General features: G+C 61.5%; 19 protein-coding genes and 1 pseudogene. 8 read left to right on the top strand and 12 right to left on the bottom strand.

The window, feature by feature from the left end; translation table 11 throughout:
- Positions 1-25: 25 nt before the first annotated feature.
- Positions 26-1,867, bottom strand: coding sequence for a dihydroxy-acid dehydratase (gene ilvD / locus BFP96_RS08430; protein ID WP_065885327.1), 1,842 nt, complete (start codon positions 1,865-1,867; stop codon positions 26-28).
- Between the two features lie 406 nt (positions 1,868-2,273).
- On the opposite strand from ilvD, the gene BFP96_RS08425 reads away from it, so the two are divergent.
- Positions 2,274-2,732: an REP-associated tyrosine transposase gene (locus tag BFP96_RS08425; protein WP_065896131.1), complete on the top strand. Its 459-nt coding sequence runs from the start codon at positions 2,274-2,276 to the stop codon at positions 2,730-2,732.
- A 124-nt stretch (positions 2,733-2,856) separates the two neighbouring features.
- Here BFP96_RS08425 and BFP96_RS08420 read toward each other — a convergent pair whose 3' ends face one another.
- Both BFP96_RS08420 and BFP96_RS08415 read right to left on the bottom strand, forming a co-directional pair.
- Positions 2,857-4,017 (bottom strand): MFS transporter, encoded by a 1,161-nt coding sequence (locus BFP96_RS08420; RefSeq protein WP_065936020.1) that lies wholly within the window; start codon positions 4,015-4,017, stop codon positions 2,857-2,859.
- A gap of 218 nt (positions 4,018-4,235) precedes the next feature.
- Positions 4,236-5,432, bottom strand: a complete 1,197-nt coding sequence (locus tag BFP96_RS08415) for a class I SAM-dependent rRNA methyltransferase (RefSeq protein WP_015886370.1) — start codon at positions 5,430-5,432, stop codon at positions 4,236-4,238.
- Between the two features lie 240 nt (positions 5,433-5,672).
- Between BFP96_RS08415 and BFP96_RS08410 the strand changes: the two genes are divergently transcribed.
- Together BFP96_RS08410 and mutM are read left to right on the top strand one after the other, a co-directional pair.
- Complete coding sequence (locus BFP96_RS08410; protein ID WP_065896133.1) at positions 5,673-6,539, top strand: HDOD domain-containing protein; 867 nt, start codon at positions 5,673-5,675, stop codon at positions 6,537-6,539.
- 21 nt (positions 6,540-6,560) lie between these two features.
- Entirely contained in the window at positions 6,561-7,373 is an 813-nt protein-coding gene (gene mutM, locus BFP96_RS08405; protein ID WP_065885331.1) for a bifunctional DNA-formamidopyrimidine glycosylase/DNA-(apurinic or apyrimidinic site) lyase, read from the top strand.
- A 139-nt stretch (positions 7,374-7,512) separates the two neighbouring features.
- Here the strand turns inward: mutM and BFP96_RS08400 are convergent, their stop codons facing one another.
- The 5 genes and pseudogenes from BFP96_RS08400 to BFP96_RS08380 form a co-directional block, all read right to left on the bottom strand.
- The gene (locus tag BFP96_RS08400; protein WP_065885332.1) at positions 7,513-7,764 is read right to left on the bottom strand and encodes a YfhL family 4Fe-4S dicluster ferredoxin; all 252 of its coding nucleotides are present in this window, start codon (positions 7,762-7,764) and stop codon (positions 7,513-7,515) included.
- A gap of 101 nt (positions 7,765-7,865) precedes the next feature.
- Positions 7,866-8,345, bottom strand: coding sequence for a pantetheine-phosphate adenylyltransferase (gene coaD, locus BFP96_RS08395; RefSeq protein ID WP_003234650.1), 480 nt, complete (start codon positions 8,343-8,345; stop codon positions 7,866-7,868).
- Positions 8,346-8,448: 103 nt separating this feature from the next.
- Entirely contained in the window at positions 8,449-10,044 is a 1,596-nt protein-coding gene (locus BFP96_RS08390; RefSeq protein WP_065891589.1) for a GMC family oxidoreductase, read from the bottom strand.
- 35 nt (positions 10,045-10,079) lie between these two features.
- On the bottom strand, positions 10,080-10,625 hold the full coding sequence (locus BFP96_RS08385) for a twin-arginine translocation pathway signal protein (protein WP_065936019.1): 546 nt from the start codon (positions 10,623-10,625) through the stop codon (positions 10,080-10,082).
- 28 nt (positions 10,626-10,653) lie between these two features.
- A pseudogene (locus BFP96_RS08380) lies at positions 10,654-12,093 on the bottom strand (coniferyl aldehyde dehydrogenase); the annotation flags it as partial.
- 133 nt (positions 12,094-12,226) lie between these two features.
- Between BFP96_RS08380 and BFP96_RS08375 the strand changes: the two are divergent.
- Positions 12,227-12,898 carry a TetR/AcrR family transcriptional regulator gene (locus tag BFP96_RS08375; RefSeq protein ID WP_065891586.1) on the top strand — a complete coding sequence of 224 codons (672 nt, stop codon included), beginning with the start codon at positions 12,227-12,229 and terminating at the stop codon, positions 12,896-12,898.
- 33 nt (positions 12,899-12,931) lie between these two features.
- The gene (locus BFP96_RS08370) at positions 12,932-13,786 is read left to right on the top strand and encodes a sulfurtransferase (RefSeq protein WP_065936017.1); all 855 of its coding nucleotides are present in this window, start codon (positions 12,932-12,934) and stop codon (positions 13,784-13,786) included.
- Between the two features lie 119 nt (positions 13,787-13,905).
- On the opposite strand, the gene BFP96_RS08365 is transcribed toward BFP96_RS08370, so the two are convergent.
- From BFP96_RS08365 to BFP96_RS08350, 4 genes are all read right to left on the bottom strand, one after another.
- Positions 13,906-14,901 (bottom strand): hydrolase, encoded by a 996-nt coding sequence (locus tag BFP96_RS08365; RefSeq protein WP_065891584.1) that lies wholly within the window; start codon positions 14,899-14,901, stop codon positions 13,906-13,908.
- A gap of 132 nt (positions 14,902-15,033) precedes the next feature.
- Positions 15,034-15,639: a 16S rRNA (guanine(966)-N(2))-methyltransferase RsmD gene (rsmD, locus tag BFP96_RS08360; RefSeq protein ID WP_057723500.1), complete on the bottom strand. Its 606-nt coding sequence runs from the start codon at positions 15,637-15,639 to the stop codon at positions 15,034-15,036.
- Positions 15,639-17,129 carry a M16 family metallopeptidase gene (locus BFP96_RS08355; RefSeq protein WP_065934208.1) on the bottom strand — a complete coding sequence of 497 codons (1,491 nt, stop codon included), beginning with the start codon at positions 17,127-17,129 and terminating at the stop codon, positions 15,639-15,641. The genes rsmD and BFP96_RS08355 overlap by 1 nt, the downstream gene beginning before the upstream one ends.
- Positions 17,122-18,477 (bottom strand): M16 family metallopeptidase, encoded by a 1,356-nt coding sequence (locus BFP96_RS08350; protein ID WP_065936016.1) that lies wholly within the window; start codon positions 18,475-18,477, stop codon positions 17,122-17,124. Before BFP96_RS08350 ends, BFP96_RS08355 begins: the two co-directional genes overlap by 8 nt.
- Before the next feature lie 231 nt (positions 18,478-18,708).
- Between BFP96_RS08350 and ftsY the strand changes: the two genes are divergently transcribed.
- Genes ftsY through ftsX form a run of 3 tightly spaced genes read left to right on the top strand, consistent with a single transcriptional unit; the run spans position 18,709 to position 21,802 of the window.
- Positions 18,709-20,115, top strand: a complete 1,407-nt coding sequence (ftsY, locus tag BFP96_RS08345) for a signal recognition particle-docking protein FtsY (RefSeq protein WP_065891582.1) — start codon at positions 18,709-18,711, stop codon at positions 20,113-20,115.
- The gene (gene ftsE, locus BFP96_RS08340; RefSeq protein WP_003213784.1) at positions 20,112-20,783 is read left to right on the top strand and encodes a cell division ATP-binding protein FtsE; all 672 of its coding nucleotides are present in this window, start codon (positions 20,112-20,114) and stop codon (positions 20,781-20,783) included. Before ftsY ends, ftsE begins: the two co-directional genes overlap by 4 nt.
- Entirely contained in the window at positions 20,780-21,802 is a 1,023-nt protein-coding gene (gene ftsX, locus BFP96_RS08335) for a permease-like cell division protein FtsX (RefSeq protein ID WP_065885342.1), read from the top strand. The genes ftsE and ftsX overlap by 4 nt, the downstream gene beginning before the upstream one ends.
- Positions 21,803-21,841 lie beyond the last annotated feature (39 nt).

The following is a 21,841-nucleotide window of genomic DNA, read 5'->3' as shown; positions in this document are numbered from 1 at the left end:
GCGATAGAGCGAAGGCAGATTAGACTTACAGCCCATCCAGCATCGCCTTGTTACGCACGGCGCCCTTGTCGGCGCTGGTCGCCAGCAGTGCATACGCCTTTAACGCGGTGGTCACCTTGCGTGGACGTTTCTCCACCGGTTTCCAGCCCTTCTTGTCCTGCTCGACCCGGCGCGCCGCCAGTTCTTCATCGCTGACCAACAGGTTGATCGAGCGGTTCGGGATGTCGATCAGCACCTTGTCGCCATCCTGCACCAGGCCAATCGCGCCACCGGCAGCGGCTTCCGGCGAAGCGTGGCCGATGGACAGGCCCGAAGTACCGCCGGAGAAACGGCCGTCGGTCAGCAACGCGCAGGCTTTGCCCAGGCCTTTGGATTTCAGGTAGGACGTGGGGTAGAGCATCTCCTGCATACCCGGGCCGCCTTTGGGGCCTTCGTAGCGGATGATCACGATGTCGCCTTCTTTCACTTCGTCGGCGAGGATGCCGCGTACCGAGCTGTCCTGGCTTTCGTAGATCTTGGCGCGGCCTTCGAACACGTGGATGGACTCATCCACACCGGCCGTTTTCACCACGCAACCGTCGAGGGCGATGTTGCCGTACAGCACGGCCAGGCCGCCTTCTTGCGAGTAGGCGTGCTCGACACTGCGGATGCAGCCGTTTTCACGGTCGTCGTCCAGGGTGTCCCAACGGGTCGACTGGCTGAACGCGGTCTGGGTCGGGATGCCCGCCGGGCCGGCCTTGAAGAAGTGATGCACCGCTTCGTCGTCAGTCTGGGTGATGTCCCACTTGGCAATGCCTTCGGCCAGGGATTTGCTGTGCACGGTCGGCAGGTCAGTGTGCAACAGGCCGCCACGGGCCAGGGAGCCGAGGATCGAGAAGATCCCGCCGGCGCGGTGCACGTCTTCCATGTGGTACTTCTGGATGTTCGGCGCGACCTTGCACAGCTGCGGCACGTGGCGTGACAGGCGGTCGATGTCGCGCAGGTCGAAGTCGATCTCGGCTTCCTGGGCGGCGGCCAGCAAATGCAGGATGGTGTTGGTGGAACCGCCCATGGCGATGTCCAGGGTCATGGCGTTCTCGAACGCCTTGAAGTTGGCGATATTGCGCGGCAGTACCGACTCATCATTCTCGGTGTAGTAACGCTTGCACAGCTCGACGATGGTGCGGCCGGCCTGCAGGAACAGCTGCTCGCGGTCGCTGTGGGTGGCCAGTGTGGAACCGTTGCCCGGCAAGGCCAGGCCCAGGGCTTCCACCAGGCAGTTCATCGAGTTGGCGGTGAACATGCCGGAGCACGAACCGCAGGTCGGGCAGGCGCTGCGCTCGTATTCGGCGACTTTCTCGTCAGACGCGCTGGAATCGGCGGCGATGACCATGGCGTCGACCAGGTCCAGGCCATGGGAGGCAAGCTTGGTCTTGCCGGCTTCCATCGGGCCGCCGGAGACGAAGATAACCGGGATGTTCAGGCGCAGGGCGGCCATCAGCATGCCGGGGGTGATCTTGTCGCAGTTGGAGATGCACACAATGGCGTCGGCGCAGTGGGCGTTGACCATGTACTCCACGGAGTCGGCGATGATCTCGCGGCTCGGCAGCGAATACAGCATGCCGTCATGGCCCATGGCAATGCCGTCATCCACGGCGATGGTATTGAATTCCTTGGCCACGCCACCGGCGCGTTCGATCTCGCGGGCGACCAGTTGACCCAGGTCCTTGAGGTGGACGTGGCCGGGTACGAACTGGGTAAACGAGTTGGCAATCGCGATGATCGGCTTCTTGAAGTCGTCATCTTTCATCCCCGTGGCACGCCACAATGCGCGCGCGCCGGCCATGTTGCGGCCGTGGGTGGATGTTTTCGAGCGGTAATCAGGCATTGGAGCACTCCGGGCGGCTAATCGGTATCAAAGGGGAGTGAGCTTCTATTGACGTCTGGAACACTCAGAAAATGGCCGTGTGTCCGGAAGTTGCCACTCGCGTCGCGGGATCGCCGCGTGCTTGGGCCTCGAGCTCATAAACCCGCCGGGGGATGACTGGCGATGAATAGGGCCGATTCTACACCGCTGGCGGCTGGAGGGAATGGCCGTCTACCTGTAGGAGCGAGCTTGCTCGCGAAGATCGTCAACGATAACGCAGCGCTATCAGGTAGCCGGTGGCGTCTATTTGTTTTTCGCGAGCAAGCTCGCTCCTACAAGGACGGACATATCCAGAACAATTGTTTGAGGGCTGATTGGCGCTTCAGCTCCTACGGTTTCTCTTCCAATCACAGAAGAGGACGAAGGAATGTCCACTCAGCAAAATGCTTATCGGCTGCGCAAGGGGCGCTATTCAGAGTCGGGCCGTATCTACTTGCTAACGGCTGTCACCCATCAACGGCAACGCATTTTTCAAGACTGGCTTATCGGTCGCTTGCTGGTCCGCGAATTTAGAAAGGCTCAGGAAGATGGAGATGCAACGTCACTGGCCTGGGTGGTCATGCCCGACCATTTCCACTGGCTGGTGGAATTGCACAACGGCGATTTGCCCAGGCTCATGCAGCGAACCAAATCGCGAAGTGCCCGTGCAGTCAATAAGGCAAGACAGTCCTTCGGAGTGCTTTGGCAAAAAGGCTATTTCGACAGGGCGCTGCGTCGTGAGGAGGACTTGAAGGCAATGGCTCGCTACATTGTCGCAAACCCACTGCGCGCAGGCTTGGTCGAGCACATTGGCCAATACCCGCTATGGGACGCCATCTGGCTATAAGGCACCTTCCCCTGTAGGAGCGAGCTTGCTCGCGAAGAACGTCAACGATAACGCAGCGCTATCAGGTAGCCCGTGGCGTCTATTCGTTCTTCGCGAGCAAGCTCGCTCCTACAAGGGGAAGGCGTCAGCGACGGATCCTGGCATTCGTCAACCAACCCCACAGGCTCAAAACAATGAAGCTGACAGCAATGGTCATCAGTAAATGGGCACCGGTTTGCGCGAGGGCGGCGCTGCTGACGGCGGCGGTGAGGAACATGATGCTGTTACCCGCTGATGCCGCCGTCCCCGCGCTGCTTGAAAACAGCAACATTGCCGCCGAAATGGCGGCCGGGCGCACCAAGGTCACGGCCAGGGCGCTGATCAGCATCGGTATCAGCAGGGTCACGCTGGTGATGGCTTGCAGGCTGACGATCAGCGTCAACAACACACCGGCGCCGAGCAACAAGCCGAGGCCGATATTGATCTGCCGTGACAGCGGGATGCGTTTCTGCAGGTAGGAAGCCACCAGGCCACCCAGCAGATAGGCGACGCCGTACACCATTAACACGAGCGCGTACTCGTATTCAGAGAGTTTCAGCGCATCCATGAAGATCAGCGGTGTCACACTGATCAAGGCGAAGTAGCAGGCGAACACCAACGCTGCAATCCACCAGTAGCGCAGGAAATCGTGGTTGGCGGCGACGGCCTTGAGTGTGCCGACGATGGACACCGGTGCTCGATGCGTACTGGCGGATTTGGTGGGCAGGATGCACTGCGCATGGATCAACATGCCCGTAGCCATCAGCGCGAAGCCGTAGAAGCTGCCTTGCCAGTCGAACGTGGTTTGCAGCCAGGAGCCGATCAGCGGCGACAGCGCGACGAACGAGCCACTCAAGGTCATGTAATACAGACGAACGCGGGCGCGGTCTTGCTCGTCGAACAGGTCTTCCACCAGCGCATGGCCCAGCACAAAGAAACCACAGCCCATGGCTTGCACTGTGCGAAACAATAGGAACGTCAGGTAGTCCGGTGCCCATGCACAGCCTATCGCGCCGAGGATGGAAAGCAGGATGCACCCGAGCAGGACTTCCTTGCGCCCCCATTTATCCGACAATGGGCCGGCGATCAGTTGCGAGATCGAAAACACCAGGGTGAACAGGCTGATGGACAGCGCGATGTCTGCGCTGGGCGTGTCGAATTGGGCAGACAGGGCAGGGAACGACGGGAGCAGGATATTGATCGGGAAGAAGCTAATCAGGGAAATGCAGGTGATGAGGGTGAAGCGGGAGAGCGTGGGCCCAGACATTGTTTTTGTTTTCCGGAGTAAAACCAGAAACCGATACTAGCCTGCGAAAAATGGAATTCAATCAGAAGTGCTGTGAGCCATTTCCTTTAATGGTGTGAGCCATCACTGTAGGAGCGAGCTTGCTCGCGAAGAACGTCAACGATAACGCGGGGTATTTGATACTCCGCGGCGTTCTCGGGTTTTTCGCGAGCAAGCTCGCTCCTACAAGGTGGTCGGTGTTAGCTATTGGGCAACAAACGGCACGTAATGCTCTTGATATACCGCGTTTCGACAATCGCCGGGTGCACCGGATGATCCGGGCCCTGGCCGCCGCGTTCGAGCATCTGGATGTTGCGGTCCAGGTGGCGGGCGCTGGTGAGCAGGATGTTCTGCAGGTCGTCTTCGGGCAGGTGCATGGAGCACGAGGCGCTGACGAGGATGCCGTCCTTGCTGAGCAGGCGCATGGCTTGCTCGTTCAAGCGGCGGTAGGCGCCTTCGCCGTTTTTCATGTCTTTTTTGCGTTTGATGAAGGCCGGTGGGTCGGCGACGATCACGTCGAAGCGTTCTTCGCTGGCTTTCAGTTCTTTCAACGCTTCGAAGACGTCGCCTTCGATGCAGGTCATCTTCTCGGCCACGCCGTTGAGCGCGGCGTTGCGCTCCACGCCGTCGAGGGCGAAGGCTGACGCGTCGACGCAGAACACTTCACTGGCGCCGAAAGCGGCGGCTTGCACGCCCCAGCCGCCGATGTAGCTGTACAGGTCGAGCACGCGCTTGCCTTTGGCATACGGCGCCAGGCGTGCGCGGTTCATGCGGTGGTCGTAGAACCAGCCGGTTTTCTGGCCCTGGATCACCGGGGCTTCGAATTTCACGCCGTTTTCTTCCAGCGCCACCCATTCCGGCACCAGGCCGAACACGGTTTCGACGTAGCGGTTGAGGCCTTCGGCGTCGCGCGCGGCGGAGTCGTTCTTGAACAGGATGCCGCTGGGCTTGAGCACCTGGGTCAGGGCAGCGATCACGTCTTCTTTATGGGCTTCCATGGTCGCCGAGGCGATCTGCACGACCAGGATGTCGCCGAAACGGTCGACCACCAGGCCCGGCAGCAGGTCGGAATCGCCATAGACCAGGCGGTAGAACGGCTTGTCGAACAGGCGATCGCGCAGGGACAGGGCGACGTTCAGGCGGTGCACCAGCAGCGACTTGTCCAACGGCAACTTGATGTCACGCGACAGCAGGCGGGCGCAGATCAGGTTGTTCGGGCTCATGGCCACGATGCCCAGGGTCTTGCCGCCGGCCGCTTCCAGGATAGCCTGGTCGCCTGCCTGGAAGCCGTGGAGTGGGGTGGCGGCCACGTCGATTTCGTTGCTGTAGACCCACAGGTGGCCGTTGCGCAAACGACGATCGGCGTTGGCTTTGAGACGCAGGCTTGGCAGGGACATGACGTCGCTCCGGAAAAAAGAGCGGGAGTATACCGTGTTGTGCATTGCTTGGCGGCGCCGCCGGACATGTGGGAGGGGGCTTGCCCCCGATAGCGGTGGGTCAGTCAGCTCATCTTTCACTGATATACCGCAATCGGGGCAAGCCCCCTCCCGCATTTGATCGAGTTTCAATCGGGCATTTGGGTGTCGGCCCGGTCTGCTTAAAGGGTAGAATCCACACCTAGCCCAGAGTGTGTACTTATGTCCCAAGAGCTTTCCGCCGAACAGATCCAGCAGGTCCTGCAAGGCATCAGCGTACCGCCCCAGCCGCAAATCATGGTGGATTTGCAGATGGAGCAGTACATGCCCGACCCGGACCTGGAAGTGATCGCCCGGTTGATCGCCCAGGACCCGGGCCTGTCCGGCGCATTACTGAAGATCGTCAACTCGCCGTATTACGGCCTGAGCAACAAGATCGCCTCGATTCAGCGCGCGGTGAACCTGTTGGGCAGCCGCTCGGTCATCAACCTGATCAATGCGCTGTCGATCAAGGGCGAGATGAGCGACGACACCATTGTCACGCTCAACCGCTTCTGGGACACGGCCCAGGATGTGGCCATGACTTGCCTGAGCCTGGCCAAGCGCACCGGCTCCCAGACGGTTGACGAAGCCTATGCCCTGGGCCTGTTCCACGACTGCGGCGTGCCGCTGATGCTCAAGCGGTTCCCGAACTACATGACGGTGCTGGAGCAGGCCTACGCCAATGCCGGTCCGGATTGCCGCGTGGTCGACACCGAGAACAACGCGTTCAACACTAACCATGCCGTGGTGGGTTACTACACCGCCAAGTCCTGGCGCCTGCCGGAGCATGTCACTGACGCCATCGCCAATCACCACAACGCCCTGGCGATTTTCAGCGATGAGTCGTCGCGCAACCCCGTCCTCAAGAACCTGCTGGCGATCCTGAAAATGGCCGAGCACATCTGTTCGTCCTATCGCGTGCTGGGCAACCAGACCGTTGACCATGAGTGGGATGCGATCAGCCCTCTGGTGCTCGATTACGTGGGCCTGTCGGACTACGACTTCGAAAGCATGAAGTTGTCGATCCGCGAACTGGGCGCGCACTGAGCCTTTCTTCCCGAGGTACACATGCCTGAGTTACCAGAAGTCGAAACCACCCGGCGCGGGATTGCCCCTCACCTGGAGGGCCAGCGCGTCAGCCGAGTGGTGGTGCGTGAGCGTCGCCTGCGCTGGCCGATCCCCGAAGACCTTGATGTGCGCCTGTCCGGGCAGCGCATCGTGCTGGTGGAGCGGCGCGCCAAGTACCTGTTGATCAACGCCGAAGTGGGCACCTTGATCAGCCACCTGGGCATGTCGGGCAACCTGCGCCTGGTGGAAGTGGGCATGCCTGCGGCCAAGCATGAACATGTGGACATCGAGCTGGAATCCGGCCTGGCCCTGCGCTACACGGACCCCCGGCGTTTCGGCGCAATGCTCTGGAGCCAGGACCCGCACAACCACGAGCTGCTGATCCGCCTGGGGCCCGAGCCGTTGACCGCGCTGTTTGATGGCGAACGCTTGTTCCAGCAGTCCCGTGGACGGTCGATGGCGGTGAAGCCGTTCATCATGGATAACGCCGTGGTGGTGGGCGTGGGCAATATCTATGCGACCGAAGCGCTGTTTGCGGCGGGGATCGATCCGCGTCGTGCGGCGGGCGGTATATCGCGGGCGCGTTACCTGAGGCTGGCGATCGAAATCAAGCGCGTGCTGGCTGCAGCGATCGAGCGGGGCGGTACCACCTTGCGCGATTTTATCGGCGGCGACGGGCAGCCGGGGTATTTCCAGCAGGAACTGTTCGTGTATGGCCGAGGCGGCGAGGCGTGCAAGGTCTGCGGGACCGAGTTGCGCAATGTGCTGCTGGGGCAGCGGGCGAGTGTGTTTTGTCCCAAATGTCAGAGCTGATTGCTGTGTGATGGCTGATATCGCCATCGGGGGCAAGTCGAATCGTCGCCCCGCCCCTCCCACATTTTGAATGTATTCACAAATCAAAGTGTGGGAGGGGGCTTGCCCCCGATGAGGCCTTTACAGGCGCTAAAGAACCTCAATCCTTACCGGTAATCTTCCGATACTTCTCCATCAACTGCTCTTCAGTCTCCGGATGCGCCTCATCCAGCGGAATGCAATCCACCGGGCACACCTGCTGGCACTGGGGTTCGTCGTAGTGGCCGACACATTGCGTGCACAGGTTGGGATCGATCACATAGATCTCTTCACCCTGGGAAATCGCAGCGTTCGGGCACTCGGGTTCGCATACGTCGCAATTGATGCAATCGTCGGTGATGATCAGGGACATGAAAACTCCTGCCAGGGCTGTCAGCCAGGGCATTGAAAACGAATGCGCGCAATTGTGCCGCATTGGCGCCCGCAGTGCGAGCGGGCGCCGAGTGAGCGGTCTTACTTCTTGAAGCGCAGGGTGAGCGCATCCGCGACGGCCGGGTGCACGAACTTGGTGATATCTCCGCCTAAAGCGGCGATTTCGCGCACCAACGTCGAGGAAATGAACGAATAACGTTCCGACGGCGTGAGGAACAGGCTTTCCACGTCCGGCGCCAATTGGCGGTTCATGTTGGCCAGCTGGAATTCATATTCGAAATCCGACACCGCGCGCAGGCCACGCAGGAACACATTGGCGTTCTGCTCCTTGGCAAAGTGCGCCAGCAGTGTCGAAAAGCCCACCACTTCCACATTAGGCAGGTGCCGGGTGACTTCACGTGCCAGCTCCACGCGTTGCTCCAGGGGAAACAACGGGTTTTTCTTGGGGCTGGCGGCAACCGCGATGATCACATGGTCGAACAGGCGAGAGGCGCGTTCGACCAGATCGCCATGGCCTTTGGTAATCGGGTCGAAGGTACCTGGGTACAACACTCGGTTCATCGCGTCGTCCTGGCGGAGTCCGTTGGGGAATCGGATGGTATCGCAGCCATCCCGGTCGGCCAAGTCGACTTATGGAGATAAATGCCGTGAATCGAACGGTTTTTCACGCTGTTTTCAGACGTTCGGCCAAGGCTGACGCCAGTTGGGCGCTCAATCCATACACCGACAACTGGGGATTTGCCCCAATGCTGGTGGGAAACAGCGAGCCGTCGTGAATCGACAGGTTGCGCAATTGGTGGTGGCGCCCAAGGCTGTCGGCCACCGCGTTTTTCGGGTCTTCGCCCATGGCGCAACCGCCCATCACATGGGCGCTGCCCAGGGTGGTCCGATGCAATTGGAGGTTCAACCCGTCAATTACGCTGCGCGCCTCGGCCAAGGTGTTCACGTAGCGGGCGTCGTGATGCAGGGGCTTGACCGAGTTGGCGCCCGCCGCGAACTGAATCTCGGCCATGCTGTGAAAGGCCCGGCGCAGGCCGTCCCAGGCATAGGGCGAGACTTGATAGTCGAGCACCGGCGTACCGTCACCGCGCAGTTCTACTGCGCCGCCGGGGCTGTCGGGGTGAAACCCGTCGCGCAACAGCGCGAGCATGGCGTGGGTATGGGGCAATCGGCTCATGTCCAAGGCATTCTGCGCCCCGTAGCCGCCAAACAAGGTACTCGCCAGCCCTGGATGTAAGGGCGGTGCTTCTAGCTTGTAGGACATTTTACCGGTAGTGCCGTCCTGCCACTGGAAGTGGTCGGAATAGATCGACTGCGGCGCCCCGTAGAACGGATTGATCACCTCGTCGAACAACCCGGCGGAGAAATTCACCAGGTGCAGGAAGGTGCGCTTGCCCAGCCGTGAATGCGGGTCGGGCGCGTCCGAGCGCATCAGCAGTGCCGGGCTGTTGATGCCGCCGCCCGAGAGTACGTAATGCTTGGCTTTCACGCTGATCGTGCGCCCGGTAGGGGCTACGCAGCGTGCGTCCATGGCCACGCATTCCAGGCTGCTGATCGTGTCGCCGCTGTAGTTGAGGCGCTCGGCTCGGGCCAGGTAGAGCAGCTCGCCGCCTTTGTCCAGGGTGGCGGGGATGGTGGTCACCAGCATCGACTGCTTGGCGTTGACCGGGCAACCCATGCCGCAATAACCCAGGTTGAAGCAGCCGCGCACATTGCGCGGGATCACGTGCCAGCTGTAGCCGAGCTTTTCGCAGCCTTTGCGGATCACGTCGTTGTTGGCGTTCGGCGGCAGGGCCCACGGCGCAATACCCAGGCGCTGTTCCATGGTCTCGAACCACGGCGCCATTTCGGCGCTGCTATGGCCCTTCACCGCGTATTCGCTGGCCCAGTGGGCGAGGGTGGCATCGGGGGTACGGAAGCTGGAGGTCCAGTTGATCAGCGTGGTGCCGCCCACTGCCCGGCCCTGCAGGATGGTAATCGCACCGTCCTTGCTCATGCGCCCGATCCCTTCCTGGTACAGGCTGGCATAGGCTTCGTCTTCCAGCAGCTTGAAATCGCTGCTGGTCTTGAGTGGGCCTTCTTCGATCAACAGCACCTTGTAGCCGGCGGCGCTGAGAATTTCCGCGGTGGTGCCGCCACCGGCGCCGCTGCCGATGATGGCCACGTCGGCTTCCAGGGTCAGGTCGCTGTCGAGGGCGGCGCCATTGTGGGTTTTCCAGCCGCGGGCCAGGCCGTCGCGGAACAGATCGGGTACGGGCATCAGGGTCGTCTCTTTTTTATTGTGAGGGATGCAGATCAGATCTTCGGCGGGCCGGGGTAGCCGCAATGGGCCCAGGACTCGGGCCGGAAGTACCAGGCCATGATCACCAGCTTGAGCAGCGAGCCCTGGCCCATGCGCAGCAGGTTCAGGTAGCTGTTTTCCCAGCGGTGCAGGAAGTTGCGGATCTGCTCGCTGCCGGCGTTTTCCCAACTGCCCCAGATGCCGGTCAACGGTCCTCGGGTAATGCCCAGGCTCAACACGTCGAACAGCTGTTGGGTGAGCTTGAACATTTCCGGCGACAGGTGCTGAAGGCTGTAGTCGAGCTTTTTCAGCGTGTCTTCCAACCCGGCGCTGACGACCTGCGCGCTGGCTGCGCCTTCTAGCAGCACCGGGATGACCGCGCGCAGGAACGGCAAGTCACTGGTGCGCAACATTGCAAAACCGCTGGCCGGCGTGCTGCTTGAGCAACCGCTGAGGCTGGCGCCCAGCCCGGCGGTCGCCAGGAAGGCGCTGGCGCACAGGCCGATTTTCAAGACGCCGCGCCGCGACAGCGCAGGTGTTTCAGTCAGGCTGGGATTCATTGTCTTTATTGTCCCGGTGGTGGCGGTTTCAGCGGATAAACAGCTTCTGGATCAACGTCTGGATGGATTTCCCGTAGGGCGGGTAGATCAACTTCGCCGCGTTCAGACGCTGTTTGACCAGTACGCCCTTGGCCTTGCTGAATGTCAGGAAACCTTCGCGACCGTGGTAATGACCCATGCCGGAGGGGCCGATGCCACCAAACGGCAGGTCGTCCTGGGCCACCTGCAGCAGGGTGTCGTTCAGGCACACGCCGCCGGAGTGGGTCTCGTGGAGCACACGGTCCTGTTCGCGCTTGTTGTAGCCGAAGTAATACAGGGCCAATGGACGCGGGCGCTGGTTGATGTAGGCAAAGGCCTCATCAATGCCGCGATAGGGCACGATCGGCAACAGCGGACCAAAGATCTCATCCTGCATCACCGTCATCTCGTCACTCACATTCAGCAGCAGGCTGTGAGGCATGCGTCGTGCCTGGCCCTGGTCGTACAGCGCAATCAGGGTGGCGCCTTTGTCACTGGCGTCCTTGGCGTAGGCATTGAGCCTGGCCAGTTGCCGTTCGTTGATGATGGCCGTGTAGTCCGGGTTGTCGGTCAGGGTCGGATAGAACCCGCGAATCGCCTCGGAGTAAGCCTCGACGAAGCCGTCCACACGATCCTCCGGTACCAGCACATAGTCGGGTGCCACGCAGGTTTGCCCAGCGTTCAACGCCTTGCCGAAGGCGATACGCTCGGCAGCATCCTTGAGCGGCACATCGGCGGAGACGATGGCTGGCGATTTGCCGCCCAGCTCCAGGGTGACCGGCGTGAGGTGTTCGGCGGCCGCACGCATCACATGCCTGCCGATGCTGGTGGCCCCGGTGAACAGCAGATGATCGAAACGCAACGTGGAAAACGCCATGCCGACTTCGGCTTCGCCGAGCACCACGCACACCAGGTCCTCGGGGAAGATTTTCGCCAGCAATGCCTTGAGCAGTTCACCGGTGGCCGGCGTGGACTCGCTGAGCTTGAGCATCACCCGGTTGCCGGCGGCCAAGGCGCCGACCAGCGGGCCGACGGCCAGGTACAGCGGGTAGTTCCAAGGCACGATGACGCCCACTACACCCAGCGGCTGGTAGATGACTTTGGCCGACGCGGGTTGAAAGGCAATGCCTACAGCGCGGCGGGAAGGTTTCATCCAACCTTTGAGGTGCTTGCTGGCGTAGTGAATGCCCTGCAGGCTGGGCATCAGCTCGGCGAACAGGGTTTCGTCCGCGCTGCGATGGCTGAAGTCCTGGCTGATTGCGTTGATCAGCGCCTGGCGTTCGTTGCTGAGCACATCGCGCAGGGCCTTGAGCCATTGACGGCGTTGTGCGGCCGGCGGCATCGGGTTGGCGGCGTAGGCGCGACGTTGCGCTTCGAACAGGTCCTGGAGATGATCCAGCGCCTGGGATTCTGGCAGGTAGGCAACGTTGGCAGACATGGCGCGATCCCGATTGTTATAGGTCTGTCTGGATTTTTAGAGTCATTGCTCTAAATTGTCAAATAAACATTGCAGTAACATCTGGATTTAACCTGACCGGCATAGGCCGTAAGATGCCCCATCCCGTGTTTGGAAGCTGATCCCTATGGCACCACGAGTAAAGACCAGCGAGCGCATTGTGCAAACCAGCCTGGAGCTTTTTAACCAGCAGGGCGAGCGCAGTGTCAGCACGAACCATATCGCCGCCCATATGGAAATTTCCCCGGGCAACCTGTACTACCACTTCCCCAATAAGCAGGCGATCATCGCCGTGCTGTTCCGCGAATACGAAGCGTTGGTGGACAGTTTCCTACGCCCGCCCCAAGGGCGCGCGATGAGGGTGGAAGACAAGCGTTTCTACCTGCAGGCCGTACTGGCCGGCATGTGGCGCTACCGCTTCCTGCACCGCGACCTTGAACACTTATTGGAAAGCGACCCGGAGCTGGCCACTGGCTACCGACGGTTTTCCCAGCGCTGTCTGATTCAGGGCGGAGCGATCTACCAGGGCTTTGTCGACGCAGGCATTCTCACAATGGACCCGGTGCAAACCGAAGCCCTGACCCTTAATGCCTGGATTATCCTCACCTCCTGGGTACGGTTCCTGTGCACCACCAATGAAAACTCCACTCATTTGAGCGCCGAAGCGATAAAGCGTGGGGTATACCAGGTGCTGGTGTTGGAGGCGGGTTTCGTCACGCCCCAGGCCAAAGCCGCGGTGGATGCGTTGTTCAAAGAGTTTTACGTGCCATTGAACCAGGCACTGGAAGAAGTGAAGTAGGACCTTTCCCCTTTGTATGCACAGGAGTCAGTCATGCCGCTTGCCCAATTGATCAGCCCCCAGGCGTTGGCCGAGCGCCAGCAGTCGGCCGGGCTGGTGATCCTCGATTGCCGCTTTGCCCTGGAAGACCCGGATTACGGGCTGTGCAGCTATGCCGAAGGGCATATCGAAGGGGCGCAATATGCCGACCTGGAGCGCCACCTCAGCGGCAAGGTGATCAAGGGTGTGACCGGCCGTCATCCGTTGCCTGCGGCGGACACCTTCGCCGAACAGCTGCGAGCTTGGGGCATCAGTGCCGACACCGACGTGGTGCTGTATGACGACGGCGCCGGTGCCTATGCCGCCCGTGCCTGGTGGCTGCTGACCTGGCTGGGCAAGCGTGATGGCGTGTTTATTCTCGATGGTGGCCTCAAGGCCTGGCACAGCGCCGGTTTCCCCTTGAGCCTGGATGCGCCAGTGACTGAGCCGGGCACCTTCACCGGTATGCCGGATAATCGGCTGGTGCTGGATGCCGAGCATGTGCAAAAACGCCTGGGTCAGCCCGGTCTGACCTTGATCGACGCCCGCGCCCAGCCGCGTTTTCGTGGTGAAGTAGAGCCCATCGATCCGATTGCCGGGCATATTCCCGGTGCGCAGTGCGCGGCCTTCAATGAAAACCTGGGCAGTGATGGGCGCTTTTTGCCGGCTGAACAGCTCAGGCAGCGTTTTGCCGCGCAGTTGCAGGGGCGCCCGCCGGAAGAATTGGTGGCGTATTGCGGTTCGGGGGTAACGGCGTGCCATAACCTGTTTGCGCTGAGCTTGGCGGGGTATCCGTTGGGCAAGTTGTATGCGGGGTCTTGGAGTGAGTGGATTACGGATCCCAAGCGGGAAGTGGCAACAGGCGACTGAGCAATTGGCCTGTGAACTCAATCAAAATGTGGGAGGGGGCTTGCCCCCGATGGCGGTGGATCAGTAACAGATGTACTGACTGACACACCGCTATCGGGGGCAAGCCCCCTCCCACATTTTTACCTATGTTGTGCCAGTAGCCATTGGGGGATGCGGCGTTCCAGATAGTAGCCGGGGCGTTTCAGCGAACCCTCTACAAACCCCACATGCCCACCCTTGGCCAACAGCTCAAACTCCGTACAGTCTGATAGCTCACTGGCTTCGGGCAGGCTGTGGGCAAACACAAACGGGTCATCGGCGGCCTGGATAATCAGGGTTGGCGTGCGTATAGCGCCCAGGTAGTAGCGACTGGAGGCGCGGCGATAGTAATCCTCAGCACTCAAGAAACCATGCAGCGGCGCAGTCACTCGCCCATCGAAGTCCCAGAACGTGCGCATCTTCTCCAGAGAGCCCAGTGCCTCCAGGGTTTTCAGCCCTTCCTCACGGCCATCCTGCAGAAACTGACGTTGCTTGACGCGGATATACGCCAGCATCTCGCGCATGAAATGCTTCTGGTAGATCCGCGAAAACCCCAGTCCGATACGATCCGCGCATTGGTCCAGGCGAAACGGCACCGACACTGCCGCCGCGCCTTGCAGCCCCGAAGCCGCACCGGTTTCGCCCAAATGCTTGAGCAACACGTTGCCGCCCAGGGAATAACCCACCGCATACAGCGGCGCCAAAGGTCGCTTGGTGCGCAGATGGGCAATCGCTGCGGCCAGGTCTTCGCTGGCACCGGAGTGATAGCTGCGAGCCAACAGGTTCGGCTCGCCCGAACAACCACGCCAGTTCAATGCCGCGCTGGCCCAGCCTTGCGCGGCGAGGACTTTTTGCAGGCCGGCGACGTAAGGCGAATTGGACGAACCGGTCAGCCCGTGCAACACCAGCACCAGCGGCGCTTGCACGTCGTGGGGGCCGTGCCAGTCGAGGTCGAGAAAGTCGCCGTCTTCCAGCCACAGACGTTCGCGTTGGCGCTCGATGTGGGTGGTCGGGCGCCACAGCGGCCCCCACAGTGTTTGCAGGTGGGGGTTGCCGAGGCCGAAGGCGGGTTTGAAGCGGTCCACAGAGGGAGTCATGAAATACTCGCTGCCGGACGAGCTTGCCATGCCCCCCGTAGGAGCGAGCTTGCTCGCGAAAAACGTTAACGATGACGCAGCGCTATCAGGCAGCCCGTGCCGCCTGTTCGACCTTGGCGAGCAAGCTCGCTCCTACAGGGCGCGATGCCACAGCGCGTAATACACCCGCCCGGATTTCTGCTCCCGGTGCAGGCGCCAGCTGCCCGGCAGGCCGAGCGTCGACGGCGCGGTCTCGCTTTCAGTGTAGATCCACGCATCCGGCGCCAGCCACTGGCGTTCTTCCAGCAACGCACACACGGTCGGCAGCAGGTTCTGGTTGAACGGTGGGTCGAGGAACACCACGTCGTATTCGCTGGCGGCCTGGGTCTCCAGGTAGCGCAAGGCGTCGGCGGTCTGGACCTGGCCATTGGTGCAGCGCAAGGTACCCAAGTGTTCCTTGAGGCTGGACACCGCCACATTGCTCGCATCCAGCGCCTGTGCCTGGGCTGCGCCACGGGACAGCGCCTCCAGGAACAACGCGCCACTGCCGGCAAACGGGTCGAGTACCTTGGCGCCGCCGATGTACGGCGCCAGCCAGTTGAACAGGGTTTCGCGCACGCGATCCGGGGTCGGACGCAGGCCCACGACATCGGGGAAGCTCAGCTTGCGGCTGCCCCATTCACCGCCAATGATGCGCAGTTGGCCCACACCGTTATGCACGTTGTGGACAGGTTTTTTCGGGCGAGATGAACTGGCCATTAATGCTCCGGAACCCCGAGCGGCTGCTCGGCGGGTTTATCAGTGGGGGGCGGTAGTGGCTTTTGCGCAATCGTCGGGCCGGCGGTCACGATGACCATCTTGTCGGCGCTCAAGTGTTTGTTCATTGCAGCCTTGACCTGCTCTACGGTCAGGGCCTGGGATTGTTTCATGAAATCTTCCAGATAGCTCAGCGGCAGGTTGTAGAAACCCATGGCCCCCAACTGCCCGACGATATCGGCGTTGCTGGCGGTGGACAGCGGAAAGCTGCCGGCCAGTTCGCGCTTGGCGTCATCCAGTTCTTTCTGGGTGGGGCCGTTTTTGAGGTAGTCAGCCACCACGTCTTCGACCAGGCGCAGGGTGCCGCCGCTCATTTCGGCGCGGGTCTGCAGGTTGATCATGAACGGGCCGCGCACCTGCATCGGCGAGAAACCGGAGTACACGCCGTAGGTCAGGCCGCGCTTTTCGCGCACTTCGCTCATCAAGCGGGTGCCGAAGCCACCGCCGCCGAGAATCTGGTTGCCCAGGGACAAGGCTGCGTAATCCGGGTCTGCACGGTCGATGCCCAACTGGGCGAACAGCAGGTGGGTTTGCTTGGAGGGAAACTCGATACGGCTCAGGCCGGCCTTGGGCTCCGTCGGCTGGGCAATCTTCGCCAGGGCCGGGCCCTTGGGCAGCGCGGCAGAAACCTTGGCGGTCATGGCTTCGGCTTCGGCACGGGTCAGGTCGCCGACCACCGCGATCACCGCATTGCCCGCCGCGTAGGCCTTGGCGTGGAATGCCTGCATCTGTTGCACGGTAATCGCCGGAACGCTTTCAGGCGTGCCTTCGCTTGGGTGGGCATACGGGTGGTCGCCGTACAGGCGCTTGAACAGCTCGATGCTCGCCAGCTTGGCGGGGTTCTGTTTCTGGTATTCGAAGCCGGCCAGGATCTGGTTCTTGATGCGCGCCAGTGAATCGGCGGGGAACGTCGGCTTGCCGATCACGTCATCGAACAGCGCCAGTGCGGCCTCGCGCTTGTCGCTGTCGCTCAGGCTGCGCAGGGACACCAGGGCCATGTCGCGGTAGGCGCCATTGCCAAAATCGGCGCCCAGGCCTTCAAAGCCGCTGGCGATCTGGCTGACGTCCTTGCCCGGCACGCCTTCGTTGAGCATGGCATTGGTCATCAAGGCCAGCCCCGGCACGTTGCCGTCCTGGCTGCTGCCGGCGGCGAACAGGATGCGCACGTCGAACATCGGCAATTCATGGGCTTCGACGAACAGCACCTTGGCGCCTTCGGCGGTGGTCCAGGTCTGCACATCGAGCTTGCGGTTGGTCGGTGCTTTACCGTCCAGCTCAGCCAGTGATTGCAGCTTGCTGGCCGATTGAGCCTTGTCCAGCGCCGGGCTGGCAACCGATTCGCTCGGGCGCAGGAAGTACACGGCACTGGCCGCGCAGAGGGTAACGGCGATCAGGCCGGGCAGAATCAGGCGGCTGCTTTTGCGGTCACTCATGAGCGGTCTCCTCGGGCAAAACATGGGCGACGCTCAGACGTTCGCGGGTGAAATAGGTGCGCGAAGCCTTTTGGATATCTTCCGGGGTCACGCTTTGCAGGTCGGCAAGCTCAGTGTCCATCAGCTTCCACGACAGACCGACGGTCTCCAGCGAGCCAATGGCCGTGGCCTGGCTGGTGATGGAGTCGCGCTGGTAGACCACGCCCGCTATCACCTGGGCGCGGATGCGCTCGAGTTCTTCGGCGGTGGGCGGCTTGGCCTTGAGCTCTTCCAACAGGCGCCACAGGCCGGCTTCGGCTTGGGCGACGGTCTTTTTCTTCTGCTGGTTAGGCGTGGCGCTCAGCATGAACAGCGTGTCGCCGCGGGTATAGGCGTCGTAATTGGTGGAGGCGGCGGAGACCAGTTCTTCACCGCGCTCCAGCTGCTCGGAGATACGCGCGCTGTAGCCGCCGTCGAGCAGGGCCGAGATCAGGCGCAGGGCTTGTACCGAGCGCTTGTCCTCGGCAGTCGCAAGGCCCGGCACGTTGAAACCGAGCATGACGCTTGGCAACTGGGTTTGCACGTGCAGGGTCAGCAGGCGCTCGCCGGGCTCGGCCAGCTCCAGCGGAATCTTGGCGGGCGGGACGTCGCGCTTGGGGATCGGGCCGAAGTAGCGCTGGGCCAGGGTTTTCACCTCGTCCGGCGTGACATCGCCGACCACCACCAGGGTCGCGTTGTTCGGTACGTACCAGGCCTGGTACCAGTGGCGCAGTTCCTCGACCTTCATGCGTTCCAGGTCGGCCATCCAGCCGATGGTCGGCGTGTGATAGCCGCTGGCCGGGAAGGCCATGGCCTTGAAACGTTCAAAGGCCTTGGACATCGGGTTGTCGTCGGTGCGCAGGCGGCGCTCTTCCTTGATTACCTCGATTTCGCGGCTGAACTCATCGGCCGGCAGGCGCAGGCTGGCCATGCGGTCAGCTTCCAGCTCGAAGGCCACGCCCAGGCGGTCACGGGCCAGCACCTGGTAGTAAGCGGTGTAGTCGTCACTGGTGAACGCGTTTTCTTCGGCGCCCAGGTCGCGCAGGATCAGCGAGGCTTCGCCGGGGCCGACCTTGGCGCTGCCCTTGAACATCATGTGTTCCAAGGCGTGGGACAAACCGGTCTGGCCCGGGGTTTCGTAGCTCGAGCCCACTTTGTACCAGACCTGGGAAACCACCACCGGCGCACGATGATCTTCGCGCACGACGACCTTGAGGCCGTTGTCGAGGGTGAATTCGTGGGTGGGTTGTGGATCGGCAGCCAAAGCTGAAAGGGGCAGACAAACTGTGCTGAGCAGCAGGCCTGCGGCGCGGCGGGCTAGAGCATTCATTCGTTTTTTAACCTGTTGGACTGCCCGCTTGGTCTTAGCGTCGGCGGGCGAGGAGGTGCTAGGATACTGATCCGACTCAGGGACGGCCACTGTGGCTGTCCTGTTAAGGCTCTATTTAGGCCTTCAAAATGTTGCGCATGAACGAGCTGGCTAAAAAACAGTCTGTTACGCATCGAATTTTATTTACCGAAGCGCCCCTTGGCGCGTCGCTACCTTGAGATAGCCGTCTCCATGTTTGGTTCCAACGACGACAAGAAGACCCCAGCTGCGGCTGGCGAGAAGAAAGGCCTGTTCGGATGGCTGCGCAAAAAACCGCAGGAAACCGTCGTCGAACAGCCGCAGGTTCAACCCGAACCTACCCCTGAGCCTATAGTAGAAGCCGAACCGGTTGCCGAAACGCCGGCACCGGTGGTGTTGCCTATCGCGGAGCCGGTGTTGCAGCCGGTGGTCGAGGCAGAACCTGCGCCTGAACCTGAACCCGAGCACAAACCGTGGCTGGAGCTGCCGGTAGCCGAGGAGCCGGTGGCACTGGTTGAGGATGTGCAGGCTGAACACGTGACGCCGCCCATTCCTGTGGCGCCGCCGGTAGAGGTTGTCGTCACGGCGCCCCCAGCAGTCGAAATGCCTGCTGAAATCCCTGCTCAAGTGCCAGCTGTAGCTGCCGTGCCTGCGGTCATCGAAGAGCCCGCCGCACCCGCCGAAACCAGTAAAACCGGCTTCTTCGCCCGCCTCAAGCAGGGCCTGAGCAAAACCAGCGCCAGTATCGGCGAAGGCATGGCCAGCCTGTTCCTCGGCAAAAAGACCATCGATGACGAGCTGCTGGAAGACATTGAAACCCGCCTGCTTACCGCAGACGTGGGCGTCGAAGCCACCGCCGTGATCATCCAGAGCCTGACCCAGAAAGTCGCGCGCAAGCAGTTGACCGACGCCGACGCGTTGTACAAGTCTCTGCAGGCCGAGCTGGCCGCCATGCTTAAACCGGTTGAAGCGCCGCTGGTGATTACGCCGAAGAAGCCTTTCGTGATCCTGGTCGTGGGCGTCAACGGCGCCGGCAAGACCACCACCATCGGCAAGCTGGCCAAAAAGCTGCAGGGTGAGGGCAAGAAAGTCATGCTCGCCGCCGGCGACACCTTCCGTGCCGCTGCCGTCGAGCAGCTGCAAGTGTGGGGTGAGCGCAACAAGATCCCGGTGATCGCCCAGCACACGGGGGCCGACTCCGCTTCGGTGATCTTCGATGCCGTGCAGGCCGCCAAGGCCCGTAACATCGATGTGTTGATCGCCGACACCGCCGGTCGCCTGCACACCAAAGACAACTTGATGGAAGAGCTGAAGAAAGTCCGCCGCGTGATCGGCAAGCTCGACGCCGATGCCCCCCATGAAGTGCTGCTGGTGCTCGACGCCGGTACCGGCCAGAACGCCATCAGCCAGGCCAAGCAATTCAACCAGACGGTGCAACTGACCGGCCTGGCCTTGACCAAGCTGGACGGCACGGCCAAGGGCGGTGTGATTTTCGCCCTGGCCAAACAGTTCGGGTTGCCGATTCGTTACATCGGCGTCGGTGAAGGCATCGACGACCTGCGCACCTTTGAAGCCGAACCCTTTGTACAGGCACTGTTTGCCGAGCGGGAGCGTTCATGATTCGATTCGAACAGGTCGGTAAACGCTACGCCAACGGGCATGTGGGCTTGCATGAGCTGAGCTTTCGAGTACGGCGGGGCGAGTTTTTGTTCGTCACCGGTCACTCCGGCGCCGGTAAGAGCACGTTGTTGCGCCTGCTGCTGGCGATGGAGCGTCCGACCACCGGCAAGCTGTTGCTGGCGGGCCAGGACCTAGCCACGATCAGCAATGCGCAGATCCCCTTCCTGCGCCGCCAGATAGGCGTAGTGTTCCAGAACCACCAGTTGCTGTTCGATCGCACGGTGTTCAACAACATCGCCTTGCCCCTGCAGATTCTCGGGCTGTCCAAGGCCGAGATCGTCAAGCGGGTGGATTCGGCCCTGGAACGCGTGGCGTTGTCGGACAAGACCGACCTCTACCCCGGCGACCTGTCCACCGGCCAGCAACAGCGCGTGGGTATCGCCCGCGCCATCGTCCACCGCCCGGCCTTGCTGCTGGCGGACGAACCCACCGGTAACCTCGACCCGCGCCTGGCGGCCGAGATCATGGGGGTGTTCGAAGACATCAATCGCCTGGGCACCAGCGTATTGATCGCCAGCCACGACCTGGCCCTGATTGCCCGTATGCGTCACCGCATGCTGACCCTGCAACGCGGCCGCCTGATCGGCGACGGGGAGGCCGGCGTATGAGTGCGACACGCAGCCCTAAAGTATCCGAACGCGTGGCGCCGAAACCGGCCGACCCGCAACCGAAAAAGAAAAAACGCGACGATGACGACGGTCCGGACTTCGGCACCCTGTTGCGTGCCTGGATCGAAAGCCACCGCGCCAGCCTGCTCGACAGTCTGCGTCGCCTGGGCAAGCAGCCGATCGGCAGCTTTTTCACCTGCCTGGTGATGGCCGTGGCCTTGAGCCTGCCGATGGGCTTGTCGTTGCTGCTCAACAATGTCGAGCGCCTGGGCGGTTCCTGGCAGCGCGCAGCGCAGATTTCGCTGTACCTGAACCTGGATGCCAGCACCCAGCAAGGCGAAGCGCTGCGCGACGAAATCAAGAACATGCCGGGCGTGGCGGAGGCCGAATACATCAGCCGCGACCAGGCGCTTGAGGAGTTCCAGCAACAATCCGGCCTGGGCGAGGCGCTCAAGGAGCTGCCGCAGAACCCGTTGCCGGGCGTGGTGCTGGTGACGCCGGACGAAGTGGACAAACCGGCCCTGGAAGCCCTGCGCCAGAAACTTGCAGAGATGCCCAAGGTGCAACAGGCGCAACTTGATCTAGTCTGGGTAGAGCGCCTGGCCGCGATCCTCAAGCTGGGCGACCGCTTCGTGTTCGGTTTGACGGTGTTGCTGGTGTCTGCATTACTTTTGGTGATAGGTAATACCATTCGTCTTCATATTGAAAACCGCCGCACCGAGATAGAAGTGATTAAACTGGTCGGCGGCACGGACAGCTATGTGCGTCGTCCTTTTCTGTACATGGGCGCGCTTTATGGCTTCGGTGCCGGGGTTTTGTCCTGGGGATTGCTGGCTTTTGGCCTGGACTGGCTGAACGATGCGGTTATCGGGCTGGCCGGCTTGTACGGCAGCGATTTTGCCCTGGCCGGCGTGCCGGTGGCCGATGGCCTGAGCCTCTTGCTTGGCGCGGTGCTGTTGGGGTATATCGGTGCGTGGATTGCGGTCGCACGGCATTTACGTGAGCTGGCACCGAAGTAGTTAATGTCAGGGTAATGTAGTTTCGTTTGTATTGACCTT

It is taken from the genome of Pseudomonas sp. 34 E 7 (assembly GCF_900005715.1).
Taxonomy (GTDB): Bacteria; Pseudomonadota; Gammaproteobacteria; order Pseudomonadales; family Pseudomonadaceae; genus Aquipseudomonas; species Aquipseudomonas orientalis_A.
The sequence above is the reverse complement of the archived record's forward strand: the minus strand, read 5'-3'. Positions and strand labels throughout refer to the sequence as shown.

Excerpts from the sequence above, each read along its gene's own strand:
- ftsE (WP_003213784.1), top strand. The coding sequence starts at position 20,112 with ATGATTCGATTCGAACAGGTCGGTAAACGCTACGCCAACGGGCATGTG.
- coaD (WP_003234650.1), bottom strand. The coding sequence starts at position 8,345 with ATGAACCGAGTGTTGTACCCAGGTACCTTCGACCCGATTACCAAAGGC.
- BFP96_RS08425 (WP_065896131.1), top strand. The coding sequence starts at position 2,274 with ATGTCCACTCAGCAAAATGCTTATCGGCTGCGCAAGGGGCGCTATTCA.
- BFP96_RS08420 (WP_065936020.1), bottom strand. The coding sequence starts at position 4,017 with ATGTCTGGGCCCACGCTCTCCCGCTTCACCCTCATCACCTGCATTTCC.
- BFP96_RS08410 (WP_065896133.1), top strand. The coding sequence starts at position 5,673 with ATGTCCCAAGAGCTTTCCGCCGAACAGATCCAGCAGGTCCTGCAAGGC.
- BFP96_RS08370 (WP_065936017.1), top strand. The coding sequence starts at position 12,932 with ATGCCGCTTGCCCAATTGATCAGCCCCCAGGCGTTGGCCGAGCGCCAG.
- BFP96_RS08365 (WP_065891584.1), bottom strand. The coding sequence starts at position 14,901 with ATGACTCCCTCTGTGGACCGCTTCAAACCCGCCTTCGGCCTCGGCAAC.
- ftsY (WP_065891582.1), top strand. The coding sequence starts at position 18,709 with ATGTTTGGTTCCAACGACGACAAGAAGACCCCAGCTGCGGCTGGCGAG.
- BFP96_RS08350 (WP_065936016.1), bottom strand. The coding sequence starts at position 18,477 with ATGAATGCTCTAGCCCGCCGCGCCGCAGGCCTGCTGCTCAGCACAGTT.
- BFP96_RS08415 (WP_015886370.1), bottom strand. The coding sequence starts at position 5,432 with ATGTCCCTGCCAAGCCTGCGTCTCAAAGCCAACGCCGATCGTCGTTTG.
- BFP96_RS08375 (WP_065891586.1), top strand. The coding sequence starts at position 12,227 with ATGGCACCACGAGTAAAGACCAGCGAGCGCATTGTGCAAACCAGCCTG.
- mutM (WP_065885331.1), top strand. The coding sequence starts at position 6,561 with ATGCCTGAGTTACCAGAAGTCGAAACCACCCGGCGCGGGATTGCCCCT.
- ilvD (WP_065885327.1), bottom strand. The coding sequence starts at position 1,867 with ATGCCTGATTACCGCTCGAAAACATCCACCCACGGCCGCAACATGGCC.
- rsmD (WP_057723500.1), bottom strand. The coding sequence starts at position 15,639 with ATGGCCAGTTCATCTCGCCCGAAAAAACCTGTCCACAACGTGCATAAC.
- BFP96_RS08390 (WP_065891589.1), bottom strand. The coding sequence starts at position 10,044 with ATGCCCGTACCCGATCTGTTCCGCGACGGCCTGGCCCGCGGCTGGAAA.
- ftsX (WP_065885342.1), top strand. The coding sequence starts at position 20,780 with ATGAGTGCGACACGCAGCCCTAAAGTATCCGAACGCGTGGCGCCGAAA.
- BFP96_RS08400 (WP_065885332.1), bottom strand. The coding sequence starts at position 7,764 with ATGTCCCTGATCATCACCGACGATTGCATCAATTGCGACGTATGCGAA.
- BFP96_RS08355 (WP_065934208.1), bottom strand. The coding sequence starts at position 17,129 with ATGAGTGACCGCAAAAGCAGCCGCCTGATTCTGCCCGGCCTGATCGCC.
- BFP96_RS08385 (WP_065936019.1), bottom strand. The coding sequence starts at position 10,625 with ATGAATCCCAGCCTGACTGAAACACCTGCGCTGTCGCGGCGCGGCGTC.